The sequence below is a fragment of the Oscillatoria nigro-viridis PCC 7112 genome (assembly GCF_000317475.1).
Classification (GTDB): domain Bacteria; phylum Cyanobacteriota; class Cyanobacteriia; order Cyanobacteriales; family Microcoleaceae; genus Microcoleus; species Microcoleus nigroviridis.
In genome coordinates, this window is record NC_019729.1 from 6,740,725 (window position 1) to 6,766,842 (window position 26,118).

Annotated in this window: 28 protein-coding genes and 1 other RNA gene; 8 read left to right on the forward strand and 21 right to left on the reverse strand. The window is 45.7% G+C overall.

The window, feature by feature from the left end:
• Window positions 1-135: 135 nt before the first annotated feature.
• The 16 genes from OSC7112_RS28025 to OSC7112_RS28095 form a co-directional block, all read right to left on the reverse strand.
• The gene (locus tag OSC7112_RS28025) at window positions 136-522 is read right to left on the reverse strand and encodes a hypothetical protein (RefSeq protein ID WP_015179055.1); all 387 of its coding nucleotides are present in this window, start codon (window positions 520-522) and stop codon (window positions 136-138) included.
• 345 nt (window positions 523-867) lie between these two features.
• The gene (locus OSC7112_RS28030; RefSeq protein ID WP_015179056.1) at window positions 868-2,460 is read right to left on the reverse strand and encodes a hypothetical protein; all 1,593 of its coding nucleotides are present in this window, start codon (window positions 2,458-2,460) and stop codon (window positions 868-870) included.
• Window positions 2,461-2,965: 505 nt separating this feature from the next.
• The gene (locus OSC7112_RS28035) at window positions 2,966-4,012 is read right to left on the reverse strand and encodes an endonuclease/exonuclease/phosphatase family protein (protein ID WP_015179059.1); all 1,047 of its coding nucleotides are present in this window, start codon (window positions 4,010-4,012) and stop codon (window positions 2,966-2,968) included.
• Between the two features lie 10 nt (window positions 4,013-4,022).
• The gene (locus tag OSC7112_RS28040) at window positions 4,023-4,493 is read right to left on the reverse strand and encodes a DNA phosphorothioation-associated protein 4 (RefSeq protein WP_015179060.1); all 471 of its coding nucleotides are present in this window, start codon (window positions 4,491-4,493) and stop codon (window positions 4,023-4,025) included.
• Window positions 4,494-4,585: 92 nt separating this feature from the next.
• Entirely contained in the window at window positions 4,586-4,906 is a 321-nt protein-coding gene (locus OSC7112_RS28045; protein ID WP_015179061.1) for a nucleoside triphosphate pyrophosphohydrolase, read from the reverse strand.
• A 12-nt stretch (window positions 4,907-4,918) separates the two neighbouring features.
• Window positions 4,919-5,575, reverse strand: a complete 657-nt coding sequence (locus tag OSC7112_RS28050) for a Uma2 family endonuclease (protein ID WP_015179062.1) — start codon at window positions 5,573-5,575, stop codon at window positions 4,919-4,921.
• A 49-nt stretch (window positions 5,576-5,624) separates the two neighbouring features.
• Window positions 5,625-6,281 carry a Uma2 family endonuclease gene (locus OSC7112_RS28055; RefSeq protein ID WP_015179063.1) on the reverse strand — a complete coding sequence of 219 codons (657 nt, stop codon included), beginning with the start codon at window positions 6,279-6,281 and terminating at the stop codon, window positions 5,625-5,627.
• Window positions 6,271-8,337, reverse strand: a complete 2,067-nt coding sequence (locus tag OSC7112_RS28060; protein ID WP_015179064.1) for an AAA family ATPase — start codon at window positions 8,335-8,337, stop codon at window positions 6,271-6,273. Before OSC7112_RS28060 ends, OSC7112_RS28055 begins: the two co-directional genes overlap by 11 nt.
• Window positions 8,334-8,609 (reverse strand): hypothetical protein, encoded by a 276-nt coding sequence (locus tag OSC7112_RS28065; RefSeq protein WP_015179065.1) that lies wholly within the window; start codon window positions 8,607-8,609, stop codon window positions 8,334-8,336. Before OSC7112_RS28065 ends, OSC7112_RS28060 begins: the two co-directional genes overlap by 4 nt.
• An 85-nt stretch (window positions 8,610-8,694) precedes the next feature.
• Entirely contained in the window at window positions 8,695-10,041 is a 1,347-nt protein-coding gene (locus tag OSC7112_RS28070; protein ID WP_190274447.1) for a DNA phosphorothioation system restriction enzyme, read from the reverse strand.
• Between the two features lie 90 nt (window positions 10,042-10,131).
• On the reverse strand, window positions 10,132-10,707 hold the full coding sequence (locus OSC7112_RS28075) for a Uma2 family endonuclease (protein WP_015179067.1): 576 nt from the start codon (window positions 10,705-10,707) through the stop codon (window positions 10,132-10,134).
• A 15-nt stretch (window positions 10,708-10,722) separates the two neighbouring features.
• The gene (locus OSC7112_RS28080; protein WP_015179068.1) at window positions 10,723-11,166 is read right to left on the reverse strand and encodes a hypothetical protein; all 444 of its coding nucleotides are present in this window, start codon (window positions 11,164-11,166) and stop codon (window positions 10,723-10,725) included.
• A 198-nt stretch (window positions 11,167-11,364) separates the two neighbouring features.
• Entirely contained in the window at window positions 11,365-11,745 is a 381-nt protein-coding gene (locus OSC7112_RS28085; RefSeq protein ID WP_015179069.1) for a phasin family protein, read from the reverse strand.
• A 23-nt stretch (window positions 11,746-11,768) separates the two neighbouring features.
• An RNA gene (ffs, locus tag OSC7112_RS34865) (signal recognition particle sRNA small type) lies at window positions 11,769-11,865 on the reverse strand.
• A gap of 23 nt (window positions 11,866-11,888) precedes the next feature.
• A complete protein-coding gene (locus OSC7112_RS28090) occupies window positions 11,889-12,155 on the reverse strand; it encodes a YciI family protein (protein WP_015179070.1) in 267 nt (88 codons plus the stop codon).
• A 105-nt stretch (window positions 12,156-12,260) separates the two neighbouring features.
• Window positions 12,261-13,457: an RNA-guided endonuclease InsQ/TnpB family protein gene (locus tag OSC7112_RS28095; protein ID WP_015179071.1), complete on the reverse strand. Its 1,197-nt coding sequence runs from the start codon at window positions 13,455-13,457 to the stop codon at window positions 12,261-12,263.
• Window positions 13,458-13,621: 164 nt separating this feature from the next.
• Here OSC7112_RS28095 and OSC7112_RS28100 point away from each other — a divergent pair, with 164 nt between their 5' ends.
• Entirely contained in the window at window positions 13,622-14,206 is a 585-nt protein-coding gene (locus tag OSC7112_RS28100) for a 2'-5' RNA ligase family protein (protein ID WP_015179072.1), read from the forward strand.
• Window positions 14,207-14,338: 132 nt separating this feature from the next.
• Here OSC7112_RS28100 and OSC7112_RS28105 read toward each other — a convergent pair whose 3' ends face one another.
• A complete protein-coding gene (locus tag OSC7112_RS28105; protein WP_015179073.1) occupies window positions 14,339-15,025 on the reverse strand; it encodes a ComF family protein in 687 nt (228 codons plus the stop codon).
• A 72-nt stretch (window positions 15,026-15,097) separates the two neighbouring features.
• Here OSC7112_RS28105 and OSC7112_RS28110 point away from each other — a divergent pair, with 72 nt between their 5' ends.
• Window positions 15,098-17,584: a putative PEP-binding protein gene (locus OSC7112_RS28110; RefSeq protein WP_015179074.1), complete on the forward strand. Its 2,487-nt coding sequence runs from the start codon at window positions 15,098-15,100 to the stop codon at window positions 17,582-17,584.
• A gap of 468 nt (window positions 17,585-18,052) precedes the next feature.
• Window positions 18,053-18,499 (forward strand): hypothetical protein, encoded by a 447-nt coding sequence (locus tag OSC7112_RS28115; protein WP_015179075.1) that lies wholly within the window; start codon window positions 18,053-18,055, stop codon window positions 18,497-18,499.
• Window positions 18,500-18,768: 269 nt separating this feature from the next.
• On the opposite strand, the gene rbp (OSC7112_RS28120) is transcribed toward OSC7112_RS28115, so the two are convergent.
• Window positions 18,769-19,056: an RNA-binding regulator gene (gene rbp / locus OSC7112_RS28120; protein WP_015179076.1), complete on the reverse strand. Its 288-nt coding sequence runs from the start codon at window positions 19,054-19,056 to the stop codon at window positions 18,769-18,771.
• Window positions 19,057-19,562: 506 nt separating this feature from the next.
• Here rbp (OSC7112_RS28120) and OSC7112_RS40280 point away from each other — a divergent pair.
• Window positions 19,563-19,757, forward strand: coding sequence for a hypothetical protein (locus OSC7112_RS40280; protein ID WP_190274286.1), 195 nt, complete (start codon window positions 19,563-19,565; stop codon window positions 19,755-19,757).
• A 272-nt stretch (window positions 19,758-20,029) separates the two neighbouring features.
• Here OSC7112_RS40280 and OSC7112_RS28130 read toward each other — a convergent pair whose 3' ends face one another.
• A complete protein-coding gene (locus OSC7112_RS28130; RefSeq protein ID WP_015179078.1) occupies window positions 20,030-20,248 on the reverse strand; it encodes a ssl0294 family protein in 219 nt (72 codons plus the stop codon).
• 186 nt (window positions 20,249-20,434) lie between these two features.
• On the opposite strand from OSC7112_RS28130, the gene egtC reads away from it, so the two are divergent.
• From egtC to egtD, 3 genes are all read left to right on the forward strand, one after another.
• On the forward strand, window positions 20,435-21,223 hold the full coding sequence (gene egtC / locus OSC7112_RS28135; RefSeq protein ID WP_015179079.1) for an ergothioneine biosynthesis protein EgtC: 789 nt from the start codon (window positions 20,435-20,437) through the stop codon (window positions 21,221-21,223).
• A complete protein-coding gene (gene egtB, locus OSC7112_RS28140) occupies window positions 21,195-22,547 on the forward strand; it encodes an ergothioneine biosynthesis protein EgtB (RefSeq protein ID WP_015179080.1) in 1,353 nt (450 codons plus the stop codon). The genes egtC and egtB overlap by 29 nt, the downstream gene beginning before the upstream one ends.
• 397 nt (window positions 22,548-22,944) lie before the next feature.
• Window positions 22,945-24,000, forward strand: a complete 1,056-nt coding sequence (gene egtD / locus OSC7112_RS28145; RefSeq protein ID WP_041622777.1) for an L-histidine N(alpha)-methyltransferase — start codon at window positions 22,945-22,947, stop codon at window positions 23,998-24,000.
• A gap of 301 nt (window positions 24,001-24,301) precedes the next feature.
• On the opposite strand, the gene OSC7112_RS28150 is transcribed toward egtD, so the two are convergent.
• Window positions 24,302-24,913, reverse strand: coding sequence for a hypothetical protein (locus tag OSC7112_RS28150; protein WP_015179082.1), 612 nt, complete (start codon window positions 24,911-24,913; stop codon window positions 24,302-24,304).
• A gap of 409 nt (window positions 24,914-25,322) precedes the next feature.
• On the reverse strand, window positions 25,323-25,643 hold the full coding sequence (gene rbp / locus OSC7112_RS28155) for an RNA-binding regulator (RefSeq protein WP_015179083.1): 321 nt from the start codon (window positions 25,641-25,643) through the stop codon (window positions 25,323-25,325).
• Window positions 25,644-25,752: 109 nt separating this feature from the next.
• Here rbp (OSC7112_RS28155) and OSC7112_RS40285 point away from each other — a divergent pair, with 109 nt between their 5' ends.
• Entirely contained in the window at window positions 25,753-26,049 is a 297-nt protein-coding gene (locus OSC7112_RS40285) for a hypothetical protein (protein ID WP_015179084.1), read from the forward strand.
• Window positions 26,050-26,118 lie beyond the last annotated feature (69 nt).

Below are 26,118 nucleotides of genomic sequence, written 5' to 3' on the forward strand. Positions count from 1 at the left end.
CCCGATCTTGTGTGGACTGAGTTAAACTTCTATGAAACCCAGATTTTTTGTTGTGGCGATCGGTTTGGGATGATGGGTTTCGTGCCCTCAACCGATCTTGCTAGAAGATGGCGATCGCACTTACTGAGCAGCAGACTAATTGTCCCCGCAATGCTGCCGCACAAGTCGATCGATCGCCTGTGCAATAGTTAGGAATCTCGATCGAGGAGTTTCGGGTTGATTATGGAGTGTTGTCAGAATATTATCAATACTTTGACCTGTTGGCAATACCAATGTTGATGATTTCTCCCCCAGGCGAATAGTGAGCCGGTGGGGGTTGAGGGTAGGTTCAGATGGGATCTCAGAGGGTAGGTCGGCAAAATTCCGATCGGACAGAATGTTGGCAAGCATTACTAAATCCTGTCGCTCTAATTGACATATTTGATGGGGAGATGACACTGTATCGTTGATAAAACGACTAGCCTGACAAGTCCCATTAGGGAGAATTGTCCAAGTTATGCCAGAAATCCCCACAAAGCCCATCTGTCCATACTTACTAGACGTAGCCTTCGATCTAATTCTCAGCAAAATAAACTTGGGAAACAATACGACGATCCGCGTATAGGATTGTGACGAAATTGCAACAAACTATCGTTTAAGTAGCCCTCTGGCAAAGTTAAATCCGGTCAGTGGAATTTCAACTCCAGTTGCATCCTGTCGATCGCTCTTTTCGCATATTCAAGATGTGCGATCGCAGCTTGCCATCAAAACAGCGATCGCATGACCTTCCACTCTAGAGTGAACCTTCAAGCAAACTAACACTTTGTATTAATTCCATATCGTGTCGATTACATGACAACGAGTTTCTGGAGCAACTGCTCTTAAGGTTCATGCACGATCGATGCCAACTACATAAAGATTTTCAGGATCGTACTGGAATCCCAATGGAACCTCTAGGGGTTGACTAACACTAAACGGTGCGACCCCTGCTCTCCGAAAAGTCACATGGGTTGTGACTTCTTTATAGCCAATATAGCCATATCCGTTAGTTGTCCGCGGATAAGCACTGAGCCGTATTTGATAAGCACAGGTGACAGGCGGAAATTTCGTTGGGCTAACCGGACAATCAATCCATTGGTCAGCCACGCCCTGCCAGTTTCCACCTGGATAGGAACCCATACCAGACGGCAATAGGTTAATTGGCGGAGTCCCTGGCCCTCCATAGTATGCCTGTAGTCTAAAGAAAAGGAGATTCCCCTCCGGATCGTAGGCACGGAAGCGCACACGTACAGGATCTGGTGTTTCTGTAATGTCGATGATGGAACAGGGCGCAACTGAAGCCACTTTATAGGTGATGCCATAGATCTGCAACTCCGGCATGGCGTTATCAATGTAGAGTTGCAGTGTTTGCGGTGGTGAAATGATGACAGCACCTACAGCATTTTGAAATTCCACCTGGAACTCATGCACCCCAGTGGGTAGTGGTGCATCGCCCGAGCCACCTGCCGAGTTCAATTGGAATAGCAGATCCTTCGTAGAATAGTCCAACGATGGATTCTGCAATCCATAGCAATCATTGCTATCGGGACCAAAAAAATCCAGCACGTAAGTGCTGCCAGTCCACCGATAGTTTGCCCATGTCCGGCGTAGCGGTACAAAACTGCCACTACTGCCAAATCGATGGAGAATGCGATATTTCCTGGCCCCAGCCCCCCACAAAGCTAGTATGTTGGGACGATTATAGATAAAGTTGAGCGTTCCGCCAAAAGCTGCGTTCGTTACCGTCGGCACATAGGGGGCTGTCGTGGTGGCTCGTCCGCCACTGATAGTGGTAGCGGGAATCAGACCCACGCCACCGATGACAGGTCCAGCCATCCCCGGCGGATAGATCGCATCTGGACCCGTAGCTAAATAGATCTGGTGCAGGGATGCAAAGTTGGTAAAGAACGCTGGTGGAAAATCGGTCACAAACGAAGGCGACGTTGAGGCGACCCTTAGCCCAAAACGCACGTAGGGTAGCGTCATACCTCCCAATCCAGCGATCCCAATTTCCGATAACGCAATCCGCATCTCCCAAATTCGGTGAGGGGTCGCCGAATTCGGAGAGGGTCCAAATCCTTGCCGAACTACAGACGAGGTGGGCGTACCGAGAATGCCTGTCCACCTTCCTGGTCCCAGATAGTACTGTCTTGCTATTTTGATGGGTAGGGACGGATAAATCCCATAATTCACATCAAAATTTGGTGTAATGCTGGTGCTCCGGTCAACATCGAAGCTTAACCAGAAATAGTCATCTACCCCGGGTGAATTACCAGTGTCACCGATCAGGTCTAGAGCCAGATAAAGAAATGTAGCATCATTCTTGAGCAGAATTACCCCATTGGGCATTGGCATGACACCAGCGTCTGTCCATTCTCCTGGAGAGAAACTGCCAGATAGCGAGATCGGTGTTGTGGCCCAATGACTAGTTACAGTTGTCATTTTTACTCCTTCTCAAATATTGTCTTCATTTTGTCCATTCAAAAATGCAGATTTCATTGAATAGCCTTTGCTCTCATACTCCTCCAAATAAACTTGAGAAACAATACGATGATCTGCGTATAGGATTATGAAGATATTGCAACAAATTACCCTTTGAGTAGCCCCAACTTTTCTCTTGGCAACCATCACCGCAACCGTTCGAGTTTGTATGGTTTTTTGTAAAGATTCTCCAAATGTTTTCGCACTGTTCCTTCACAGCAACCCAGCACTTTATCTATAGCAGTTTTCAATCGGATGAAATACAGCAGATGTCCCGGGATCATCTCAATGAAAGCAGCCCAGCTAGAAATAGGAGTTAGGAGTCAGGAGTCAGAAGCCAGGAGAAAAGAGTCAGAAGTCAGAAGTCAGGAGCCAGAATCAGTGTTTTTACAAATATGAGATGCTCCCGATGTCCCTACCGGACATCTGCTGTATTTCACTCAACTGAGAAATGGTATATGCCGCTTCATTTTAACAAAATTAATTCGGCTGCTACCGGCAAATGGTCAGACTCTGTTGCCTCCAAAACCGAACTCGATTTAGCACCCCAATGCTTTGAATACCAAATATAATCAATCCGGAAAACCGGATAATTTAATCTCCAATTCGACCTTTTTACCAAGAATTTAAGTTCCCAACCGTGAGGCCAGGTAAAACCCAACCCCCATCCCGATTTTCGGAAAGCATCTTGCATGACTTTCTGCACCTTGTCATAGTCTTGAGTTTCGTCTGTCATATTAAAATCGCCTGCGACGATTACTGGCAGAGTTTCTCGCTCAACTCGCTGCACTAAGTCTTGAATTTCAGGCGATCGTTTGTCATATTTGTAAACTGGAACTTTGAGAAAAGGCAATTTTTTAGATATCTTCAACCACGGCCCGGTAGCTTGCATATTATAAATCACTACTTCTTGTTCGTTAAATTTAATAATTGCCCGCTGCTGCGTTTCAGGATGGTCTGCTAAGTGCAGTATTTCGCTAGATACAATTGGATATTTACTGACAATTCCTACAGGGGGAGTGCCAATTTGATAGGGGTAGTCTGCTTTCAACCAGGTAAAAACTCTTTGGGTATGTTTCTTAACGATTTCTTGTAAAAATATAATATCTGGTTTTTGCTGGTCAATCAGTTTAAATAAAGTAGGTGACTGAGTTTTATACCAACTGAGGTTATGAGATAAAACTTTGATGCTGGGCTGCGAATTTGTGATGTTTATTGGTTTTGGGCTAAAGTATTTGACGTGCAGCCAACTTATTAGGATAATGCAGGCGATCGCAGAAATAATAGTGAACCATCTTTTTTTGATAATTAACAATCCGATGATGGGAAGCAGGAAAGTAGGGAAGAAAATTAAGGGGATAAAAGTGCTAATTAAGGCAATAATCCCTATTCTATCCCAAAAGATTAGTTTGAGAAGGAAATAGCAAATAATAAATGCTGAGTAACTGTAAGCAAGAAATTTTGCAGCTTGCTTTAAGCATCTCTTGATTATATCTTTTGGGATGTGCTTCATTGAAAACCTATTAAAATAAAAACTTGCTTAAATCGAATTCTTCATTTGACCGATGCTGGTTGTCTCTTTCAGAAATCAAAACCAACAAAAGGCGATCGGTATAATCCGCCGCCCCCCGCAACTCTTCTCGCAAAATTTCCAGTCCGCCGTTAGCATATTCTTCAAAAATGTGCAAGCGTTCTGCTTCCAATTTTTCGTCTAGATGGGAGAGAATTTGAGGATTTTTAGTTTCGGCGATCGCAATTAATTTAATTGCCATATCGTAACCCCTCGATATAAAAATATCAACATCTATCGCACCCGGTTCTCGTTTAGAAATTTCCCCCAAAGGCGATCGTTTTTTTCGCTGTTTTCCCAAGGATGCGGCGAAAGCGATGACATCGGCGTAAGTCTGAAATGGCGCGGAGTTGTTATCCGATAAAGTTAATGATTTGACTAACTCCGCTTTATCTTTAGCAATTCTAATTTTGTTAGCAGCCATTGGGATTAATATGTAATTTTTAACTGAGTAATTTGATTGATAGAGTAACCGCAGATTAGAGGCAGATAAACACAGATTAACGCAGATAATTTTCAGAATGTCCGCAACAACATAATTTTTTGTGCAAAACCTCCTCTTGCTTCCCGCCTCTTCATTTGTTCCGCCAAAAGTCGATCGCCGGAAATGCCAAAACTCGCCATCACCGCATCTATTACCTCATACAAATCCGCCAATTCCGCCACCAAATCTTCGTCGTGGGCCTGCGCCGCTTCCCCCGCTTCTTCAATCAATTTCTGCAGCAAAGCTTGACGGTATTCTGCCTCCGACAAAATTACAAACTCGCATTCATTCCCGCTTTTGCAAATAATTTCAGGAATGCGATCGCGCACCAACTTATGATACTCTTTTTCCACGTCAAACCCCCTTCAACCTTGAGTAAAAGTTTGAATCAACCAGCGATTTATTTCCCCATCATCTTCTGTTTGACTCCGGTTCAAAGCTTCCTCCACTAACCGGATTTCCAGCCCCGGCAAAACCCGCGACTCTTGAATTCTCCCGCTACTTCCCTCACTAATCGCAAACGCAAAAACCTCCCGCGTGTTTGCACGTTCAACCCAATATTCACTAATTCCTGCATTTTCGTAAAGCAACCGCTTACTGCCTAAATCATCGTTAAAAGAAGATGCACCAATTTCTATTACCAAATTAGGCGGATCGTATTCAGTCAAATCAACAGTTGAATTGCTGTCATCAGGAGGCACTCTCAAAGCTGAACCAATGTAGTAAGCTAAATCCGGCTGAAACTCCCCAATACCTGCTTTGCGAAAACTGGTGTTAGTAAACTGAACTACTCGGATATTTCTCAATGTTGCAAACAGAATAACTACACAGGCCATAATTGAATTTTGACGCCCGTGCAATGGCCCTACTGGTGACATTTCTACCCTCATATGTTCTTGATAGTAATAAAACTTGCCCTTTTCCCATGCTGAGGACTCAGCAAAATTTAGAAACTCTTCCCACGTCGCCTTCACCCAAATATCCGTTTCCAAAACCTGCGTAATTGCCGAATTAGAAGTCATAATCCACCTCTACAATTTCCGTATATTCAAATTCCACGTCAAACTCCTTTCAACCTTGACTAAAAATTTGAATCAACCAGCGATTAATTTCCCCATCATCTTGCGTTTGACTCCGATTCAAAGCTTCCTCAACTAACCGGATTTCTAGCCCAGGTAAAACCCGCGACTCTTGAATTCTCCCGCTACCTCCGCCATTAATCGCAAACGCAAAAACCTCCTGCGTATTCGCACGATCCACCCAATATTCGCTAATTCCTGCGTCTTCGTAAAGCAACCGCTTGCTGCCTAAATCATCATTAAAAGAAGATGCACCAATTTCTATTACCAAATTAGGCGCATCGTATTGATCCAAATTAACAGGTGAATTGCTGTCTTTAGGAGGCACTCTCAAATCTGAACCGATGTAGTAAGCTAGATCGGGTTGAAACTCGCGGATACCTGCTTTGCGAAAACTGGTATTTGCAAACTGAACTACTCGGATATTTCTCAACGTCGCAAACAGAATAACCGCATAGGAAACAATCGAATTATCGCTACCGTGCAATGGCCCTACTGGTGACATTTCTACCCTCATATGTTCTTGATAGTAATAAAACTTGCCCTTTTCCCATGCTAAATCCTCAGCAAAATTCAGAAACTCTTCCCACGTCGCCTTCACCCAAATATCCGTTTCCAAAGCCTGCGTAATTGCCGAATTAGAAGCCATAATCCACCTCTACAATTTCCGTATATTCAAATTCATTTGGACTGCGCTTAACTAAAGGATAGCGCGTCCCGCCAAGTTCGATCGCATCTTCTTCACAATCAGCTTTCGGAGAATTGTACACCAGCACGTATTCCCTGCCGGTGTAACTTTCCATCTCTTGAGCAACTTCTCCGCGCCACTGAGTTTTAGTTACCAAAACTACCAATTGATTCGCCAACTTCGGCAGCTTATTCGCGATTTGCTTGCGATAAATCTCGTCCAAACTGCCAAAGGGAGAATCCATTACAATTGGAAACGTACTGCTATCCGGGCCCATTAAGGTATTCTTTTGACTCCACTCCCGCACGCCCTGAATAATCCCGCCAATAAACGATAAACTGAGAATTTGATTTTCTCCTGTAGAAGCGGCAACTAAAGATTCTTTGCCCGACGTATTTTCTACTAGCGTCAGTTCGTATTTATCGCTCAACTTGGGGATGTAAGGAGTAAAAGAAATTTGACTGAAAATATCTTGCACCCGCTGTTCCAACTGAGAAGAAAACTGTTTTTCTAAGCGCGATCGCACTTCAGTTAGGCGATCGATCGCATCCTGAGTCGCAGCAATCCGGCGCTGGGCCAATACTTGCCTTTGCTCGTTTAGCTGCTGCTTGTCGATTTGCTTGTCCAGATTGGCGATCGACGCCTTCAAACTCTCAATCTGCTGCTGGTTAGAGCCTGTTTCCCGGTGCAAATCGCCAATTTTTGCCTCAATTTCATCCAAGCGCTTTTGCAAGCGGCTGACATCCTCGTCAGGAAAATTTCGCAGCTTGCTATGAATATCGTCTAACTGCGTTTCCACCCTAGAAAGTTCGGTTCTGTCGCGGCTGATATTGCCTTGGTGTCGGTCAATTTCCTCCCAAAATTCAGCCACTTGCCTGTCAATTTCATTTACCCGATCGCTAATCCGAATAGTTGTTTCTTCCACATCCCCAACACCCGCCTTATCCATCCAACCGCTAACCTGTTGGCGAGACTCTGAACCCTCCACTAATTCCGCACCGCAGATACACCGCTGCTGCGCTAATAACTCTTCCAAAAACGGTCGCTGAATCCCCGAAAGCAACGAGCCACCTTCCCGCAAACCCCCGACTATTACTTCAAATTCAGCCGCCGCATCTGACAGAAATACCGCGTAACCGCGCACAGAAATTGATCGCTTGAGAGCATCTGTAGCTTGTGAAATTTGTTGCTTAAGTAAACTTTTCTGCATTTCCAATTCGTCTCGCAACTTTTGTAAATCTGCCGCACCGCTAAGTTCCAACAAGTTACCATTAACTGCTTTTTTCAACTCCCCTTGGTTCGCCAATTCCCGCTCGATTTCTACTTGTCTGCCAGAAAGTTGCTCGGCTTCTTGCTCAAATTTTTGCTTGTCTTTTAAAAGTTTCTTTGTTTCAGCATTCCCAATTATATTTAAATCTGTCTCCAGAGATTTTTTTGCTTCTCCTAAATGCCGGATCGATCTATTCAAGACTTCCACCCCCAGCAACTCCTTAGTAGCTTCCGCAATTTCTGCCTTCTTGTCATAGCGGACAATTTGCTCGATTCGCTCCCCATCAAAAAAGAAATATTTATGTAAACTTTCCGGCAAAATCCGCCCGATAATATCATCGGGATGCTGATCCGGCTTCAGCCAGAGACCGTTATCTTTGGCTACATTCAGGAACAATTCAGCCTTGCCATGTTCTACAGTATTTTCACTTTTATAAGCACGACAAATCCGTCTTGCTTGGTAGCGCGTGCTGTCGTGTTCAAACACAATTTCCGCCCAACAACCTACGGCTTTTCCCATTTCTGCCTCAGCCAGAGCGCGCTTGTTTACTAATTGTTCTTCCGCCGCAAAAGCCGCGCTAAATTTTCCGTAAAGTACCCACGTAAAGGCATTCATTAATGCCGTTTTTCCAGCGCCATTATTGCCGTGAATTACTGTAATGTTTTGCAGGTCAGAAGCTAGTTTAATTTCCGGACTTTTGCCGTAAAATTGACGAAAGTTGCACAGAGTAATTGAGATTAACTTCATACAATTGCTTCCTTAATAATTTTTAAAATGTCATCGTTAATGTGGCGGGGAGCTCTCATGTACAACTTATCTTTTTCAATTTCCAATACCCGCTCGATAATTTGACGTACTTCCGGTGGCGCGCTAGTAATTGGTTGCTGTACGTCGCTGAATTCCTGATGAGTGTGATAAGAAGAACGCTTTTCTGCTAAAATGCTTGTCGGTACGGCTGCGATCGCACTATCTTCATATCTAAATGCCATAATCAGATTTTCATGCAGATTTTCAGTCATTTTTTTTCAAATATTAAAAACTAGCAACTCAAACTACGATCGAATAATTCTCTATTCTCAAACATAAACCGAACCTTAATAAATGTCAAATGTCTAATAGCCCGTAACGCCTCTGAAGTTGCAACAATTTCACTCTAGCTTCCCCAGCATTGTCAGCTAAATCGGCAAATTCCAAGAAGCGCTTCAACTCTTTTCGCAGCAAATTGCGCTCGACTTCTAAGGTTTCCCGACCCAAATCTGGAGGTAAAACTATCATGTCAAATAAAGTTGCCCTTTCCTTCCCCGGATGCGGCCGCAAAATCCGTCCCCGGCGCTGAATAAACTGGCGCGGATTGCTGCTGCTTGCTAAAATTACAGCATTGCGAATTGCAGGGATATCCACGCCTTCATCCAAACACCGAATCGCTACCAAACCTTGCAATTCTCCGCTTTCAAATTGCTGGCGCAATCGTTCTCTTTCTGCTAAAGGAGTTGCCGCCGTATAAGTGTTAACTCGGTAGCCTAATTCTGAACCCAATAACTTCGCGGTTTCTGTTAGCTGGCGGTTGTTATTTCGGCGCGCACCTCCTTCGATCGTACCGTCGCCGCAGTAAAATAAAGTGTGGGCTGTGTCGAGACGGTGAATCATTAATTCTCGCAAAGCTGTTAATTTATTAGCCGCTGCCCCAATTAATCGGGATCGCTGCATTAATAAAGTTGTTAAAGCATCGTTTTCTTCTACTTTTTCATCGCCCCAAAGCGCCCAGCCAATCTTTTGAGTTAAGCGGGAATATTTCCGGGTTTCAGCTTCGGTCAATTCCACTAAAATTGGATAGTATAAATAATGTACTAATGCTTTTTGGCGGATGGCGTCGGCTAAGGTGAGTTCCGGCTGCAAAACAGGGCCGAAATAATCTAAAATAGCTTCGGTTCCTTGTTCGTCGAAATGCCTTTCTGGGGTGGCGGAAAGGGCGAGTCGCAGTCCAATATTGCGCGGCAAACTTTCTCCTAAACGGGGCGCGCCTAAGTTGTGAACTTCGTCTCCAATAATCAGGGTTTTTTCTGGGAAATAGCGCAGTTGCGATCGCAAACTATCTCCCATTAAGGTAGCATTAGTAGTGATGATTGTGAGAAATCCTCTATCGCCCGCGATCGCTTCATACAAACCCGCAGCCAGCTTATTCTGCCAACTGCGGGCGCTATCAAAAGCCAAAATAGGTTTTAAACCAAATTTCTCGGATTCGCGCGCCCACTGATTAACTAGGTGGCAGTAAGGGCAAATTACGAGCAGGACTTGCAGGTTAATTTTATTGTATAATTCAGTGGCGATCGCCAGCGCAGTAATCGTCTTGCCGCTACCCGTCGCCATTTTCAGCGTACCGCGTCCCTGATTCGCAAACCAATTAGCAACCGCCACTCGCTGATACTGTCGCAATTGCAGCGATGGCGGCATCTTCGGAAACCCAAATTGCGAATTATTAGCCGTTGAGCGATTCACCTTTAAATGCCGTTAGATGCAATATTCCCTATACTCAACTTTAACTCACGGGCGATCGAAACTTAACAGCCCAAACAAATCCGCCGCCGACATTTGCAAACCCGACAGCACATCGAGCACAGGTAAAATATCTTCATTCTCCTTAATCTCAGGTTCTTGCTGCGGTTTAAAAACAATTACCAATTCTTCTTCCGGGTCAATCAGCCAACCCAATTTAGTGTGATTTTTGAGGCAAAACAGAATCTTCTTAATCACGCGACTTGAACTTTGATCCGGCGATAAAATCTCAATTATCCAATCTGGAGCAATTTCAAACCTATTTTCTATTTCTCCCAGAGAATTCAGAGGAATCCGCGGCCACTCAAATACTGCTACATCTGGAACAACAGCACCTCCCCCAAAAGTGCAGCGCAATTGGGGAAAAGCAAAAGCTAACTTTTGCGGTTTGCCAACTTGATTAATAGCGGATGAAAATTTGATTTGTAACGTGCTGTGTTTTCCTTGGGGCATAGCTTTTTGATAAATTTCACCGTCAAGATACTCGCTAGCCGGCTTAGTCTCCGGCAATAGCAGAAACTCTTCCAGAGAAATCTTGGACGGAGACTGAATTGACGTTACCATAAGCCATTAACCCCTCTAAAAATTCATATCGCTGTCAGTTTCCCAATCCGCACAACTCTCCGATTCCACACCGGTAGGGTGCATCGCACAAACCAACAAATTGCCACCGTAAACTTGACCGTGATAGTTGCGACAACCGCGACAAGCCGGCTGCTGCGTCGGCGAAGGGTCTACATAAGTCACCATCGACAAATCTATCTCATTCAATTGCGGGTCGAAGTCGCGGCAAATTTCAATTATCGGTTCGATAAATTCATTAAATAAACCGTCAAATTCATTGAAATAACCGTCAATGTCGTTAATCAGATTATTTTGTACTTGTTCTGTAAACTCTTCCGACATTTTTGCCAAAACGTCCAGCATTTCGACAAACTCTTCGCTCATTTCGCTGAAAAAATGCTCTACTTCAGAAACAGCATTTTCCATTACTCCAAAAAAATCTTTAGACCAATCTTCCATGAATTTGACAGCTTGCTATTACAAAATATTTTACAGACAGGTGGAGCCAGCCTCATGCGAAGCGATCGCACCTACTTTCAATTCTATTACCTATTGCCTGATATCCGTCCACATCTGACAGGGGAGATATTCAAAAAGGGAACTCAAGATAATAATCTTGAGTTCCCTTCATGCTTTGCTGAGCGAGCTTTTTCCTGCTTAATCCCGCTTCAGCCGCCGCAATTCCTCTTGTAAATTCTGCACCTGTTCGCGGAGCTTGTCTACGCCGCCTGTCTCTTTAGCATCTTTTGCCGAGACATCTTCTTCCTCAGAAATAATTTCAATCCGCCGAGGTTCAGGGGGTTTTTCGTTCCCAGCCGAGGCTACGGGGGGCTGCTGCTGAGCCTGTTGCACCATTTCATCAACAAAGCGGCGAGCTTCTTCCGTGGACATCTCGCCCCGCTTCACCAATTCGTCTGCCAGCTTTTGGGCTTCAGTGCGTAATTCAGTTAACTTGCTGCCAGCTTTTTCACCAGCGTAGGAAGCTAGCCCGACACCAAGGTACACTGCTTTTTGTAAAATATCTCCAAAACCAGGCATAGGAGCTACACCTCATAAAACTGGGTGAACCGGAGACCACGCCTATTACAAGCATCCCGTGTTGCTGCTACCTTCCGGTCCTGACAAGATTTGGGCGTTGGAATCGCGTGGGTCCAGTTCATTTCTGAGTATAACACAGTTATTTATTCTTCAACCACACACCAGTGATAAATTTCATAAATAACGCAACCGTTCTTCACCAGCGGGTCTTCAGCGACGATCGCCTTCGCCTCATCCATCGAACCCGCCTCAAACAGCAACATACCCCCGCCCCGCCGCGCCCAGTAGCCAGTTTTCGCTCGGTGTCCTTTAGAAATCAACTCTCGGACATAAGCTCTGTGAGCTGGCACGTATTGGTCAAAGACAGGCTTTTCGACAATTCCTTGCTCAATTTTGACAAACCAAGGCATTTTAAATTTTAGATTTTAGATTTTGGATTTTGGATTGTAGATTGGGAATGGAGTTTTTGGTACAAGCCTTGATTGACACTCTCCGCCCTATAAGCGCGAAGATTCTTAACTCGTAGGGAGTCCAACGACCTTGCCCTCATTAAGCATCTTGACGGTATGTCCTACCGCTGCAAGTCCTCGTCGTAGAACTACTTGGACGGAGGCAACATCTCTATCAGTTGTATACCCGCAACTATTACATTTGTGGATACGTTCTGACAAATCTTTTTTACCTGTCTCAACTCCACAGTTAGGGCAAATTTGACTTGTTTTTCTAGAGTCAACTTCCATAAAAAAGACTCCACGCTTAAAACAACACTGTTTCAGGATGTTGAAGAATTGTCCCCAAGCCGCATCTAGGCAGTGCTTGGCTAACAATCCCGCAGCTAGAGCTTTGCAATTTAAGTCTTCAACAAATATCATTCCTGCCTGATTGCAAAGCAAGTGAGCAGTACGCCAATGAAAGTTCTTGCGGGTGTTGCTTATATGTTCATGGAGTTTTGCCACTTTCGTTTGAGCTTTACGCCAATTATTTGACCCAAGTTTCTTTCTGTTGACTCTTTGTTGCAGCAATTTAAGCTTGCGTTGAAGGTCTACAAAAAACCTCGGTCTTGGTAGTGTTAGCCCAGATGATGTAGCGAGAAAACTGATTAATCCTACGTCGATTCCTACTGCTTCTCCTGATGGTGTTGCTTGAGGTACAGATACACCCCATTGCAAACTAAGCATCACGTACCAACCGCTAGCTCGTTTAACAATTCGAGCTTGTTTCACCAAGGCATCACCAGGTATCTCCCTTGATTGTCGGAACTTAACCCAACCTATTTTGGGTAGGTTAATCATCCCGTTTTTCAAAGGCGATTTCCCCAGTTGTGGAAAAACAAAAGATTTACAGCGACCTGGCTTCTTGTACCGAGGAAAGCCAAAGTTTCTCTCCCACATTGAAACAAAAGCTTGTTCTAACCGTTTAAGTGTTTGTTGTAGAACTTGCGATTGAACTACCCTCAAAGCGGGGATTTTTTCTTTTGCTGCTGTTAAACTTTTGCACTGAGAAGCATAAGTAGGACGCTTAGCATCAGCAGGAATAATGTACTCGGAATGTAGGGAACAAGCATTAACCAGGCAACTACGAGACTTATACCAAGCCTTCCGTTCAGCAAGTGCGTAGTTATACACCCGCCGACACTGTTCTAGCCAGTCTTCAAACAGTGAAACTTGGCTGACGGTAGGTTTGAGCTTAAACTCGTAGGTTAGAGAAAACACTTGTAGTACCTCCTTGTCTCAGTATTGTACCATACTGTTACAAAGGGACAACACGATTTATAAGAAAAAAGTCGCCCTAGAAGGGCAGGGCTTTAAACCCATTTTCTCGGTAAATACTCGATTTTCCATACTTCGCCATTTCTTCCTCACTGCGATGTTATCCTATGAGCCCGTCAAAACAGCGATTTTTTATTGCCCTAGTGCCGCCTCCCGATATTCAACAACACATTACTGAGATTAAACTATATTTTGCGGAACACTACAACAGTCGCGGTGCTTTGAATTCACCGCCGCACATCACGCTGCAACCTCCTTTTGAATGGTTAGCGGCGGATGTCCCCAAATTAGAGCAAAGTTTGAAGGAGTTTTCTGCCAATCGGCTGCCAATTCCCGTTACTCTATCCGGTTTTGCTGCTTTCGCGCCCCGCGTCATTTACGTTGATGCTGTCAAATCGCCCGCATTGCTGGAAATACACAAAGATTTGATGAGTTATTTGGAGGCAAATTTGGGAATTGTCGATCGAGTTTCTCAAAGTCGCCCATTTGTACCGCACATGACAGTAGCGTTTCGCGATTTAAGTAAGGAGAATTTTCAAACGGCTTGGTTGGAATTCTCCGGGCGATCGCTCCACTTTGAGTTTACCGCTTCGGCGTTAACTTTACTGCTTCACGACGGCAGCCGGTGGAACATCAGCAACCAATTCCCGCTTGCAGCCGAGCCTCCAACCATCCTACTAAATCCCTCCTAAACCCTCTCACTTCTCTTTCTTCGTGTCCTTAGCGTCTTCGCGGTTAGTTTTTGCAAAAAAATCCTGTTAGCCAATCCTGATAAATATCATTTACTCACTACAAACCTGTTTAAAATTAAAGCCACTCACAGCTTACCGATTAATCTTATTCGGAGTTGCAAGTGCCACAGTTCCGTAAACCGAAATTCCCGACTGTTCCAATATTTGAATTGCCGACTTAACCGTAGTACCGCTAGTGTAAATATCATCAACTAACAGCACTCGATCGCGCGGGAGCCTGCGCCGAAAATCTTTCCCCAAACCTAAAGCATTTTTCATTTCCGCTTGTCGCTGCTGTGGCGTCAGAGCGAATAAAGCCCGAGTATTTTTCACCCGCTCCAAACCGTGCCGCTGCAAAGGTAAACCAGTCAGATCGCAAAAACTTTCAGCCAAAAGTTCCGCCTGGTTAAAACCGCGCTGCTCGAGCTTTTCTTGATGCAGGGGAATCGGTACAACTGTTAAATTGTCTGTAGCTAATTCGGGAAAACTCAGCCAAGCTTCCGCCAGCCAGCCGCCTAGAGGTTTGGCTAATTGCGGATTGCCGTCATATTTCAAAGCTGCGATCGCCCGTTTGAGAGCCCCGCCATACTCACCCCACACAAAAACACGCTGTTGAGAATGCCAAAATCGACCGGGATCGCTTAACTGACATCGCTGAAGTTGCTTGTGACAGTACGGACAAAACTCTCCGGCGGCCGGTCGCTGACAAAGAGGACAGTTAGACTTAAGAAATAGATTGAGAAAAGATTTGACTAATCCCGTCCATTGTCGCTTGTTCATCCTAAAATTATCGTAAGTGATTAATGGGAAAAACTTTCAACTTCAATCAGTTTCCACCGACAGGCTCGCAGCGTGAAAAACCTCTACTGGTTAGACAAAATTCAACTTTCAGACCGAGATGCAGTGGGAGAAAAAGCATTTTACTTGAGCTGTTTGCTCCAGAAAAATCATCCTGTTGTACCGGGTTTTGTCGTGCCGGCTAGCACATTCTGGCAGTTTTTAGAGTCGATCGACTGCCTAGAACCGCTGTTTGCTGACTGGCCACACTCTTCCCTGCACTTGAATGTCGATGAACCCAGACAACTGCAATCGATCGCCCGCAGCATCCGCCACCAAATCCTCGCCGGCAAACTGCCAGATTCACTGCTCTCCACCCTAGAGTCTGCTGTTTCTCAACTCAACTCACAGTCAAACTTAAACTCCACAGCCTTAATTTTTCGCCCTTCCCTGACTTCCTGGAACCCGAAAACAGTCGGCATTCTGGAATCTCAGGCAGTTCGGGCAGAACCCGAAGCCATTGGGGTCGGACTCAAACGAGCTTGGGCAGAAATGTTCAGAGCCCGAAGTCTATTTTACTGGCAGCGGTGCGGGCTGCGGGTACAGCAAATCAATCCTGCAGTTTTGGTGCAGCCACTTCAAGAAGCGATCGCCGCGGGCGAGGTGAAAACAAAGGCGGGTGCACAGTGGGAAATCCAAGCCACCAGCGGTTTGGGATTGTCCCTCGCTAGGGGAGAAACCATCCCCGATTACTATCAAGTGCAGCCGGAAACAAGCGCGGTTAAATTCCAGCGGATCGGTTACAAAACCTTAGCATACAATCTCAAAGTCGGCGATGGTGAACCGAAAAAAAAACTGTTGCTGGGCAAGTTTGCTGCTTTCCCAATTCCCGATTCTCCATTTATAATTCCTGATTTTGCTGACTGTTGCGTGCAAGTTTTAGGGCTGGGAGAGGAAGCACAAACAGAATACGTTTTAGAGGAATCGCAACTGCAAGAAATCATTGAATTGAGTAAAAAAGCAAGCGCAGAATTTGACTCAGATTTAATTTTAGAGTGGACGCTAAACCAGACAGCAAACAGCGGCGAACCGCAGTTTTATTTCACTCAAGTTCGTCTGGTGAAAGGGGAAAAAGTCGCCCCACTAGAGGAAAATTCGATCGCCCTCCCGCACCCAAACTCGATCGCAAGAACCCGAACTCCTGCCATACTCAGAGGTGTGGCAGCAGCATCAGGAAAAGCCGAAGCAATTGCCCAAGTTATGACTAATTCCCACCCAGAAAACGCGGAATTCTTAGCCGGAGGCATTTTGGTAGCCCGGGCAATCGATCCGAATTGGCTGCCTTGGCTGAAGGTTGCTGCTGGGGTGGTTGCGGAACAAGGAGGTATGACAGGCCACGGCGCCATTTTAGCGAGAGAATTGGGGATTCCCGCCGTTGTGGGAGTGGCCGGGGCCACTCGGGCGATCGCCTCGGGCGATTCGGTGTTGGTAGACGGCGATAGCGGAGAAGTTTTTGCCCTCGCCCAACCCGATGCCGTCGAGACAGGAGACAGCCGCCGACTTCGGGACACAGCAAAAAAGGCAGATACATACAGTACAGCAGCCAAAATGTCAATAGCCAAGCACCAATCTTCTACTTCCGATCGACCGTTCAATTCCGGGCCTAAATCTCGACAATCTGAGTCTAATCAATATGTTTGGGGCCCACCAACGGCGACTCAACTGCTAGTTAATGTCAGCCAAACAAGTTCGATCGACCGCCTCAAAAATCTGCCAATAGACGGCATCGGATTGCTGCGATCGGAATTAATGGCATTAGAAGCTTTGGACTGTCAAAACCCCAAAGTTTGGCTACAAGACGGCCGCCAATCAGAATTTGTCGATCGCATGGCGGATTGCCTCAGCTTGTTTGCTGCAGCCGTTTCGCCGCAGCCAATATTTTATCGTTCTCTCGATTTACGCGAGTCCGGCGCCCACGGCAGTTTCAGCTATACCTTTGAACCGGAATTATTTGATTGGGAACTCTGCGTACTTCAAAAAGTCGGCGAGTCAGGCCATACCAATGTTAATTTAATTTTGCCTTTCGTGCGATCGGTTGACGAGTTTATCTACTGCCGCCAGCGCTTAGAAACAATTTGGAAAAACCGCTCATCCGAATTTCAACTGTGGATTATGGCGGAAGTTCCTTCGGTGTTATTTTTATTGCCAGATTACGTAAAAGCAGGAGTTCAAGGAATTTCCATCGGCACCAACGATTTAACCCAATTGCTGTTAGGCATTCACCGCAACTCCGACCAGGTAGCAGGTGCTTTCAACGGGCGCGATCGAGCAGTGATGAGGGCGATCGAACAATTAATCAAACAGGCCCGGGCCGCCGGCATTCCTTGCTCGATTTGTGGCGACGCTCCCGCATTGTATCCCGAGACAGTTGAATCCTTCGTGCGGTGGGGAATTTCGTCTATTTCGGTCAATGTCGATGCTGCAGAACAAACTGCCAGGGCGATCGTCCGCGCCGAACAGCGCCTGCTGCTAGAAGCCGCTCGATCGATAATTAACAATTAACCACTCCCGGACGCACTTGACCCCAGAAATCCGGTTTCTACTCTAAATCATAGCTTTGGCAAGCAGCCACCAGCTCAGAAATCGGATTTCTAGACAACCCGTGCGTCCAGGAATATTAACAACTACAGAAGCCCGGTTTCTGAGTATATCTACCAACCGCGCCCGACGGTTAGGAAATTCTTAATTTCTCAAACCCCGGCTTTCATTCCTTTTATTCCCTCTTCCCTCTTCCTTCTTTCCTCTTCCTTCTTCCTTCTTCCTTCTTCTAACATCCGATTTTAAAGCTAGGATAGAAATATCACCAATTCTTGACCGCGAATTTCAAAGGTGGTACCCGCCACCTGATTTATCCGTGGAATCAATCCCAAATCGAAAATCTCCAATCCTCAAGCCCCCGCATTTATCCGTGGGGTCAATCCAAAATCTCAAATCTCAAATCTAAAATCGAATGACCCGGAGGTACAAACCGTGAAATCAAAAATTATTGCAACCGCAGCAATACTTGCCGCCCTGGCCTTTCTGCACCCTCACCCAGCATTATCTCAACCTGCAACTGACGGCGGCAAAAAACCGGGATTCTGGCAACCTCAAGCGCAGGTTGACAATACTCGCAACATTACCCTCAGACTGTTAAATGAAACTGGATTAAACCTAGAATACGGCCCATCAGGTGGCAGCTTGTCGTCCTTGCCCGTCGGAACCAGCAAAAACATCATTGTTCGTATCAGCAATCGCACCGGCGACATTGCCAATATTCCGATTAATGCCACAGGAGGAACCGCAACTTTGAAATACGACTATAACGTTGACTCGCAGACAAACCTTGTGACGATTCGCATCACCAGATCCGACCCCCGCACTAGGCAAGACCGATCGGTTTATATTGATGAAAAAGGGCGAGTTTACTCTTTCTAAGATTAACGCTCATCAACCCGGTTTCTCCTGATAAATTTTGCTTTTAGCAGCGAGGTATCGCGGAAGAAATCGGGTTTCTAGACTAGCGTGCATAAATTCTGTCTTTCTCAAAAATTTATCAATCAAGTGCAGCCCACAAAGAATCGATGTTTTTGTGCAGCGGATTTGACATTGCATCCCCAAAATCAACTGCTGCTAGCAATTCGGCGCTAGTGGCGCACTGCTGCATCAGGTTGGTTTCGAGAGGATGTCAACCGCCGCATCGGGGACTAATATCCGTCGTTTCTCTTGATACCGGCGCCTCGATTTCCCTCTTCTTTCGGTTTAGCTTTGTTCACTCGCAAGGGGCGTCCCATCCACTCTGCACCGTCTAATTCGGCAATTGCAGCGTCTTCTTGGGCATCCTCCATCATCTCAACAAATGCAAAACCGCGCATCCGACCGGTTTCCCTGTCGGTAGGCAAGACAACTCGCTTGACTGTGCCGTATTCTGCAAATACTGCTTTCAGGTCTTCTTCGGTGGCGCGGTAAGACAGATTTCCAATGTAGATAGTCATGTCGATCGAACTGAACTTATTGTGCTATACATAATAACCTTTTAATTTAACTGTCAAGTGCTATCTAGCATACAACAGGGCAATCGACTCTGACTAAAAGGGTTTGCCACACTCACCAACCCTTGGTACTGGCTGGAATAGTTAGCTTAATCAACACTCATATCCTCACTCATCCGCAGGGCGAGTCAGGATATGAGTTTTGGGGCGGCGAGGAATCTCACCCCTGAACAATACTTGATTTTAATCAGATCGGTGATAGGTGGGCGACGAACCACCAAGCATCTTCGGAAACAAAGCGACTCACAAGGTATAGCAATCCTCGCATCATTTGTGAATTTCTTACTCCCTCCCCGCGGCTTCGGGGAGGGTTGGGGTGGGGTAAAAAATTTACGACTCATTTACGATTGCTATATAACGCTTCATAAAGTTCTAATATAAGTTAACTTAAGAAGGAAAATGATACAATTACATTTGATACTTTTATGCTCCGAAAACCTACCGAAACTATGGAAAAATATATTGGTAGCGAGAGAGAATGGTCATATAAATCGGCAAAATCAGTAAAGAAAGTAATCAAGAAAAAGGGCGAAAGTAATATACTTGTCGCCCCCTTCACCCGATTTATCACAAACCTGAGAATTTACGGTCAAAACTTAAAAATATTTTCAGTTTTATCAACACAACAAATTATCAATAATTAGGAAAGGCGATCGAGTTTGCATTGCGTCAACTTTCTCAGCAAAATATTTGGAACTTGTTTACACACTGCTGTTATTGTACTTCATCTATCTGAGAAAGGCTATACGGGAATTGCTTGTGTCTGTGCAGACTGACTAGCGGGGACTGAGAAATTCAGTCTAGCCAAGTGTGGAAATCCCGTCAGGGAAAAACGCGAAAAGCCAAACTGTGAAGTTTGGAAACCCACGCCATAACTGTAATCAGTTTGGCGTTGGGAGGATGTTACTGCTTTTCCTTAGTCGATCGAGATTGACTGAGGCCCCGTGCTTTTACCGTTGGTGGGTTCGGCTGGGGGAGCAGTGTAGGAAGTTGAACCAGCTTGCGAGTCGATCCAGCTTTTAACGGGATCTTCGTGAAGGTTGAGTCGAAGCAGGCCAGATAAAAATCCGCCCGCGAAGGCGATCGGCTGTTCGATCAATTCTTTCGCCATTGGGATGAGTTCGTCGAGGAACATTCAAGAGTCTCCTTGTGCTGCTGGGGTTCTACCTTAACTGTATCGTTTGTACTGCGATGCTGGCAGCGGGCTACAAAAAACCTTGTTGCCAGCGCTGAAGATGCCCGATCCTCTTCGAGGGCTTCGCTAACGGGCAATTTTTCGGCTCATGACTTACAATGCTAATCAATTTGCTGCAAAAATTTTATGTGCCGTTTGCTTGGCTACCTCGGGGAGCCGATTTTACTCGATGCTATTCTGTACAAGCCGGAACATTCCCTAATTGTGCAGAGTTACGAGCCCCGCGAAATGACTTCTGGCCTACTCAATGCTGACGGTTTTGGTATTGGTTGGTATCACCCGCACTTAGAGACTGACCCGTTTACCTATAAAAATGTACAGCCAATTTGGAGCGACATTAACCTTCCGAGTATCAGTCGATACGTTGAATCTAGATGCGCGATCGGATACGTTCGCAGTGCTACTTCAGGACAAGCTGTAGATTTGAGCAACTGTCAGCCGTTTCAGAACGATCGCCTGCTGTTCGTACACAACGGCTTCGTGAAGAATTTTCGGCAAACTCTTTACAGACCAATTCGCGATCGGCTCAGCGATACGCTGTATCAATCAATTAACGGTACTACAGATTCAGAGCATATCTTCGGCTTGTTTGTCAATGAATTGACAGCCGGAAATCTGACCGTACAAGCAGCTTTGCAAAAGTCGCTGAAAATTTTGGCAGAGCTAGCAAACTTTCACCAAGTAGAATTTTCAGCTAATATAATTATCAGCGACGGACACCAGCTCGTTGCCTCTCGCTTTGCTTCCCAAAAAACCCCTCCTTCCCTCTATTGGCTGCGAGACGATTTAAATTGCCCGAATTCTGTCATCATTGCTTCTGAACCTTTATTTGCTGGCAATTGGCACTCGTGCCCAGTCCAGAGCATTATCAGTACCGGAGTAGAGCGTGATATCGAAATCTATCCAATCTTGTAGAGAGGCAATTTATCGCGATTTGCAGCAGTGTCGCAGCGGCACTTTCAAGCTATTTGCAGACATAGATTATGATACTTTTTGCCGTCAAGCTCATCCTGATTTCAGTCCAGTTGGCTGGCACTTAGGTCACATTGCTTATACTGAGGATTTGTGGCTGTTGCAGCGGTGTGCTGGGTTGCAACCTGTCTTTCCTCAGTATCACCAACTGTTTGCTGCTGATATTTTGCCGAAAAAACAACGGGTTTTTCTGCCGACGTTACCTGAAGTTGCATTATATCTGGACGCGGTGAGAAAAAAGGTGTTAGATTATTTGGAAGTAGCGCCGATCGACGAGCAAGAACGTCTCTGGCGGTTTATTATTCAGCACGAAAGCCAGCACTGCGAAACTGTTGCTTTTGTGTTGCAAATGCAAAGGAATAAGGAAGGAAGGCACGACACGAATTTGGACACGGATACAGGGATTAATTCTCTACAACAGAGAGGAATAAAGCGAGGAATAAAGCAGCAGAAATTCCCCATGCCCAATGCCCAATTCCCAATGCCCAATTCCCAATTCCCAATTCCCTATTCCCGATTCCCAATTACCGATTCGGCGATTGAAATTCCGGGCGGGGAATTTTACATGGGAAGCGATGCTGCTGAGGCTTTGGATAACGAGCGATCGCGCCACCTGTGTTATTTAGAAGCATACTCGATCGATCGCTATCCCGTCACTTGCGGTCAATACCGAGATTTCATGGAATCCGGCGGCTATCAAAACCCTGATTGGTGGTCAGCCGACGGCTGGAAATGGCTGCAAGGCGAAGCCGTCTCTCAACCGCTTTACTGGTCAGAAAATCCTGCTTTCAACAACCATCCAGTTTGCGGAGTCAGTTGGTACGAAGCCGAAGCTTACTGCAACTTTATCGGCAAGCGTTTGCCATCGGAAGCCGAATGGGAAAAAGCGGCAAGTTGGGACGCCGCAAATCAAACATATCGCATCTATCCTTGGGGAGAACAACCGCCAAACGGCAGCCTGTGCAATCACGGCAATAATATTGCCAATACCTCGCCTGTTGATGCCTTTCCCAAAGGAGCAAGTGCGATCGGCTGCTGGGATATGTTGGGCAATGTTTGGGAGTGGACGGCTTCAACCTTTGACGCCTATCCGGGATTTGAAAGTTATCCTTACAGGGGATATTCTCAAGTTTATTTTGATGGAGAACACCGGGTTTTGAAAGGGGGGAGTTGGGCGACTTTTCCGCAGGCACTGCGATCGACCTTTCGGAATTGGTACTATCCGGGCGTGCGGCAAATTATTGCTGGTTTTCGCTGCGCTAATTAGTTTGCTAGGTAATTATAATTACCATCAAATTTGTTGATAGTGAAAAATTTATTCATCGGACTTTTTTGATGAACAAATTCCTTAATACTTGCATTATAAAGCTTATTTGACGAACATCAGATAAATGGCTGGAGAGGGAATAGGGAAAAAAAATTGTTTGCGAAATAGCCAACTTTTTTCCATGTAACAAGCTCAAAGAAAACAAGTTTGGTTAAGTATTTAATAATTTTTGTGGAGAAACTTTAAGTTTTAATTGTGGATAAGTTTTAATTGTGGATGCGATCGCCATTGGGTGAGACAATACATAACGGAGAGTGGCCTAAAAAATCTGACTTGAGCGCGATATTTGGCAACGCGACTGCGTGCTATACCGATATGTGCATCTAAAAATTACTCTATGAAATCCCCAAGACTGTCCGACACAACCAACTCAGCCTCAACGAAAGAAAACCGGCTGCACCTAGAGCGCCTGGTGAGCGCTGCGGCACTGACACCCGCAGAAATCAATGCTGGCAGCGATGCAGTTAGGGGGTTGACTCAAACCCCCAAATCCCTGCCTCCAAAGTATTTCTACGACGATCGCGGCTCGAAGCTGTTTGAGTTGATTTGCCAGTTGCCGGAATACTACTTGACGCGCACTGAGACGGCAATTTTGCAGGGGTGCGCGGGGGCGATCGCAAATTTAACGGGCCCCTGCGAAATCGTCGAACTCGGCAGCGGCAGTTCCACCAAAACTCGGATTCTCCTTGATGCTTACAGTCAACTGGAATATCCCCTGCATTATTTGCCGATCGACATCAGTCCTACTATCCTAGAAACCAGCGCTTGTCAACTGTTGGCCGATTATCCGTCGCTCCAGATTCACGGACTTGTCAGCACTTACGAATTAGCCTTAGCTAAAATTGCACCGTCGCCGCTGCCAACCCGAATGATTTGCTTTCTCGGCAGTACCCTCGGCAATCTCAACGATCGAGAATGCGATTTATTCTTCTCGCAAATTGTGGGTGCATTGCAGCCGGGAGAGTATTTTTTGCTGGGAATTGACTTGGACAAATCTAAGGATATTTTAGAGCCTGCATACGATGACAGTCAGGGAGTAACGGCAGCATTTAACTTGAATATGCTGCGGCATTTAAATCGAAAATATGAGGGAAATTTTGATTTAGCACAGTTCGAGCATTGGGCTTTTTACAATCAAGAGGAATGTCAAATTGAAATGCACTTAAAAAGTAAAAAAGCGCAAACAGTGCAGTTGCGTTCTCTCAATTTAACGGTTGAATTTGCAGCGGGAGAAACTATCCGCAGCGAAATATCGCGCAAGTTTAATCTCAATACGGTAAAAAAAGAACTTTCCCAGCGTGGTTTAATGCCTGTGCAGGTTTGGACAGATCCAAATCAGTGGTTTGGCTTGATGCTTTGTCAGATGTCAGTTGTTAATTCCGCCGGGGAATGAATTCCCCGGCTAATAGCTTAAGTCCTCGCTATGAGGACTAAGGAGTTTAACAGGACTTACGCACTCTAGATGGTGTTGCAAGGCTTTGAGATTCTTCAGTTCCTTCGCAATGCTCAGGACTCAGAATGACATAGTTAGTTGTTAATGCGTAAGTCCTATCTCAGTCCTCATAGCGAGGACTTTCGCTTTGAGGCAGGGAATTCATTCCCTGCCGGATTGTGGGTTTAACGTTTAACAAGTCAAATCAGGACTAAAGTCCTTACTACAAACAAATTACCACTTAGCAATTACCAATTACCAATTAACAAATCGGCTGCTGTCCGGGTTTGACGGCGTGAATGTACTCGCTGCCCGAGGTCGGCCATCCCCGCTTATAATAAGCTTCCTCCGGCTTCCCCCAGCCCAACTGCAACAAAATTTCTAGAAAATCCAACTTTTCCCACTTCGAGAGACTGGCCCATTCTGTGCGCTGGGCTATAGCCTCTACATCAACCGGCTCGATCGATCGAAAATCCTTCCCGCTGTTAATGCTTAAATACAAATCCATCCCGGCAGTTACCTGCTGCCAGAATTCCAACATAGAAATCTTAGCGGCCTTGAGCGTTATCAAATCAACCGGTAGAGCTATTAATTCGTCATCCACTGCCGGATAGCGTAGAGTATTGCCTTTAACCGCCATTTCCCGCCAGACAATCCCAGAAACTTGATGTTCGCGCTGGTATTCGTGCACGGCAGCCTTAAAATTTTGATAAGCAGTGAACTTCTGAACTCCCTCAGATTTGAGAAAGCGGTCAATCACGGGGTTGCCTGTAGCAGGAGTTTCAGTCAAATTGAGACGCCGCCCATGCAAGCAGGCTTGGCGCTCTTCTTCGAGGATTTTAATGAGTTCCGCCGTGCTGTAGACCTTGGACATCTTTATTGAGGCAAAATCAAGATATTGGCTGATATTCGGCTGGTTTTCTCGACTAATCTTCGGTAAAGATAGTTTGGCACTTCTGGGCAATATTCAGTTTTGCCGTTATTCTAACTTTTCTTGCTGCTTAATTCTAGTTTGATAGTTTACAGGAGTCGAGCCGCGAAATCCCGACAGCCTCTTAACAAAAGCAGTTAAGAGGGTAATGAATCACGAACTAGACTGGGAAGTGCACCGCCGACGTACCTCGCGGGATTTTTCGCCAAAAATAAAGCCCCCTCGAAGGAGGGGGCAAAACTGATTTAGAGGTTTGGGAGTTTTATTTAATGGGTCGATCGAACAACCCGAAAAAAAAGCAGCATTCGCACCTGCCGTCAACTACCAAAACTCAAATTTTCAGTATCAAAGCTTAGTAGCGTCCGCGTGAAGAGCGATCGTTGTCGCCCCAGCCACCGCCGCCGCCCGAGGAGCGTCTGTTGTTGTTGTTTTCGCGAGGTTTGGCTTTGTTGACTTTCAAGTCGCGGCCCATCCATTCAGCACCGTCTAGAGCTGCGATGGCTGCTGCTTCTTCTGCCTCGCTTGCCATTTCCACAAATGCAAAACCCCGCATCCTGCCTGTTTCCCGGTCCACTGGCACTTGGACGCGGCTTACAGTACCGTACTCGGCAAATACTTCGTTGAGGTCGTCTGATGTTACCTCATATGAAAGATTACCCACGTAAATCGACATAAAATCTCCAGAATCATTAGGGTGCAGAGATTTAGATTCGGAGAGACGCTTGTAAATAAACACCAACAAACTACGCAACCGAATTTAATTCTTGGACAACCACTATAACATGAAGTCAGCAGAATCAGCAATTGGCTGTCATAACTTTCAATTTTCGGTGGCGTCGGGCAATCGCCAACAGAAAGTATTCGTGATAACTGACAGGAAGCATCTCAATGAAAGCAGCCCAGCTATAAATTGGAGTTTTGAGGCTCTCTTGCTGCGAGGCTCTCTTGCTGCGGGGAAAAAGTCAGAAGTCAGGAGCCAGAAGAAGTATTTTTACAAATATGAGATGCTCCCAACTGACATCTTACACTCTTGGCATCATCCACTTGGTTTCTTGCTGCGCGATCGACCTGATATCTGAGATTTTTCGTCGCTGTTACCAGGTTTATTGGGTCTGATCGATCGCAGTGCATGAGATTCAGTTATAACT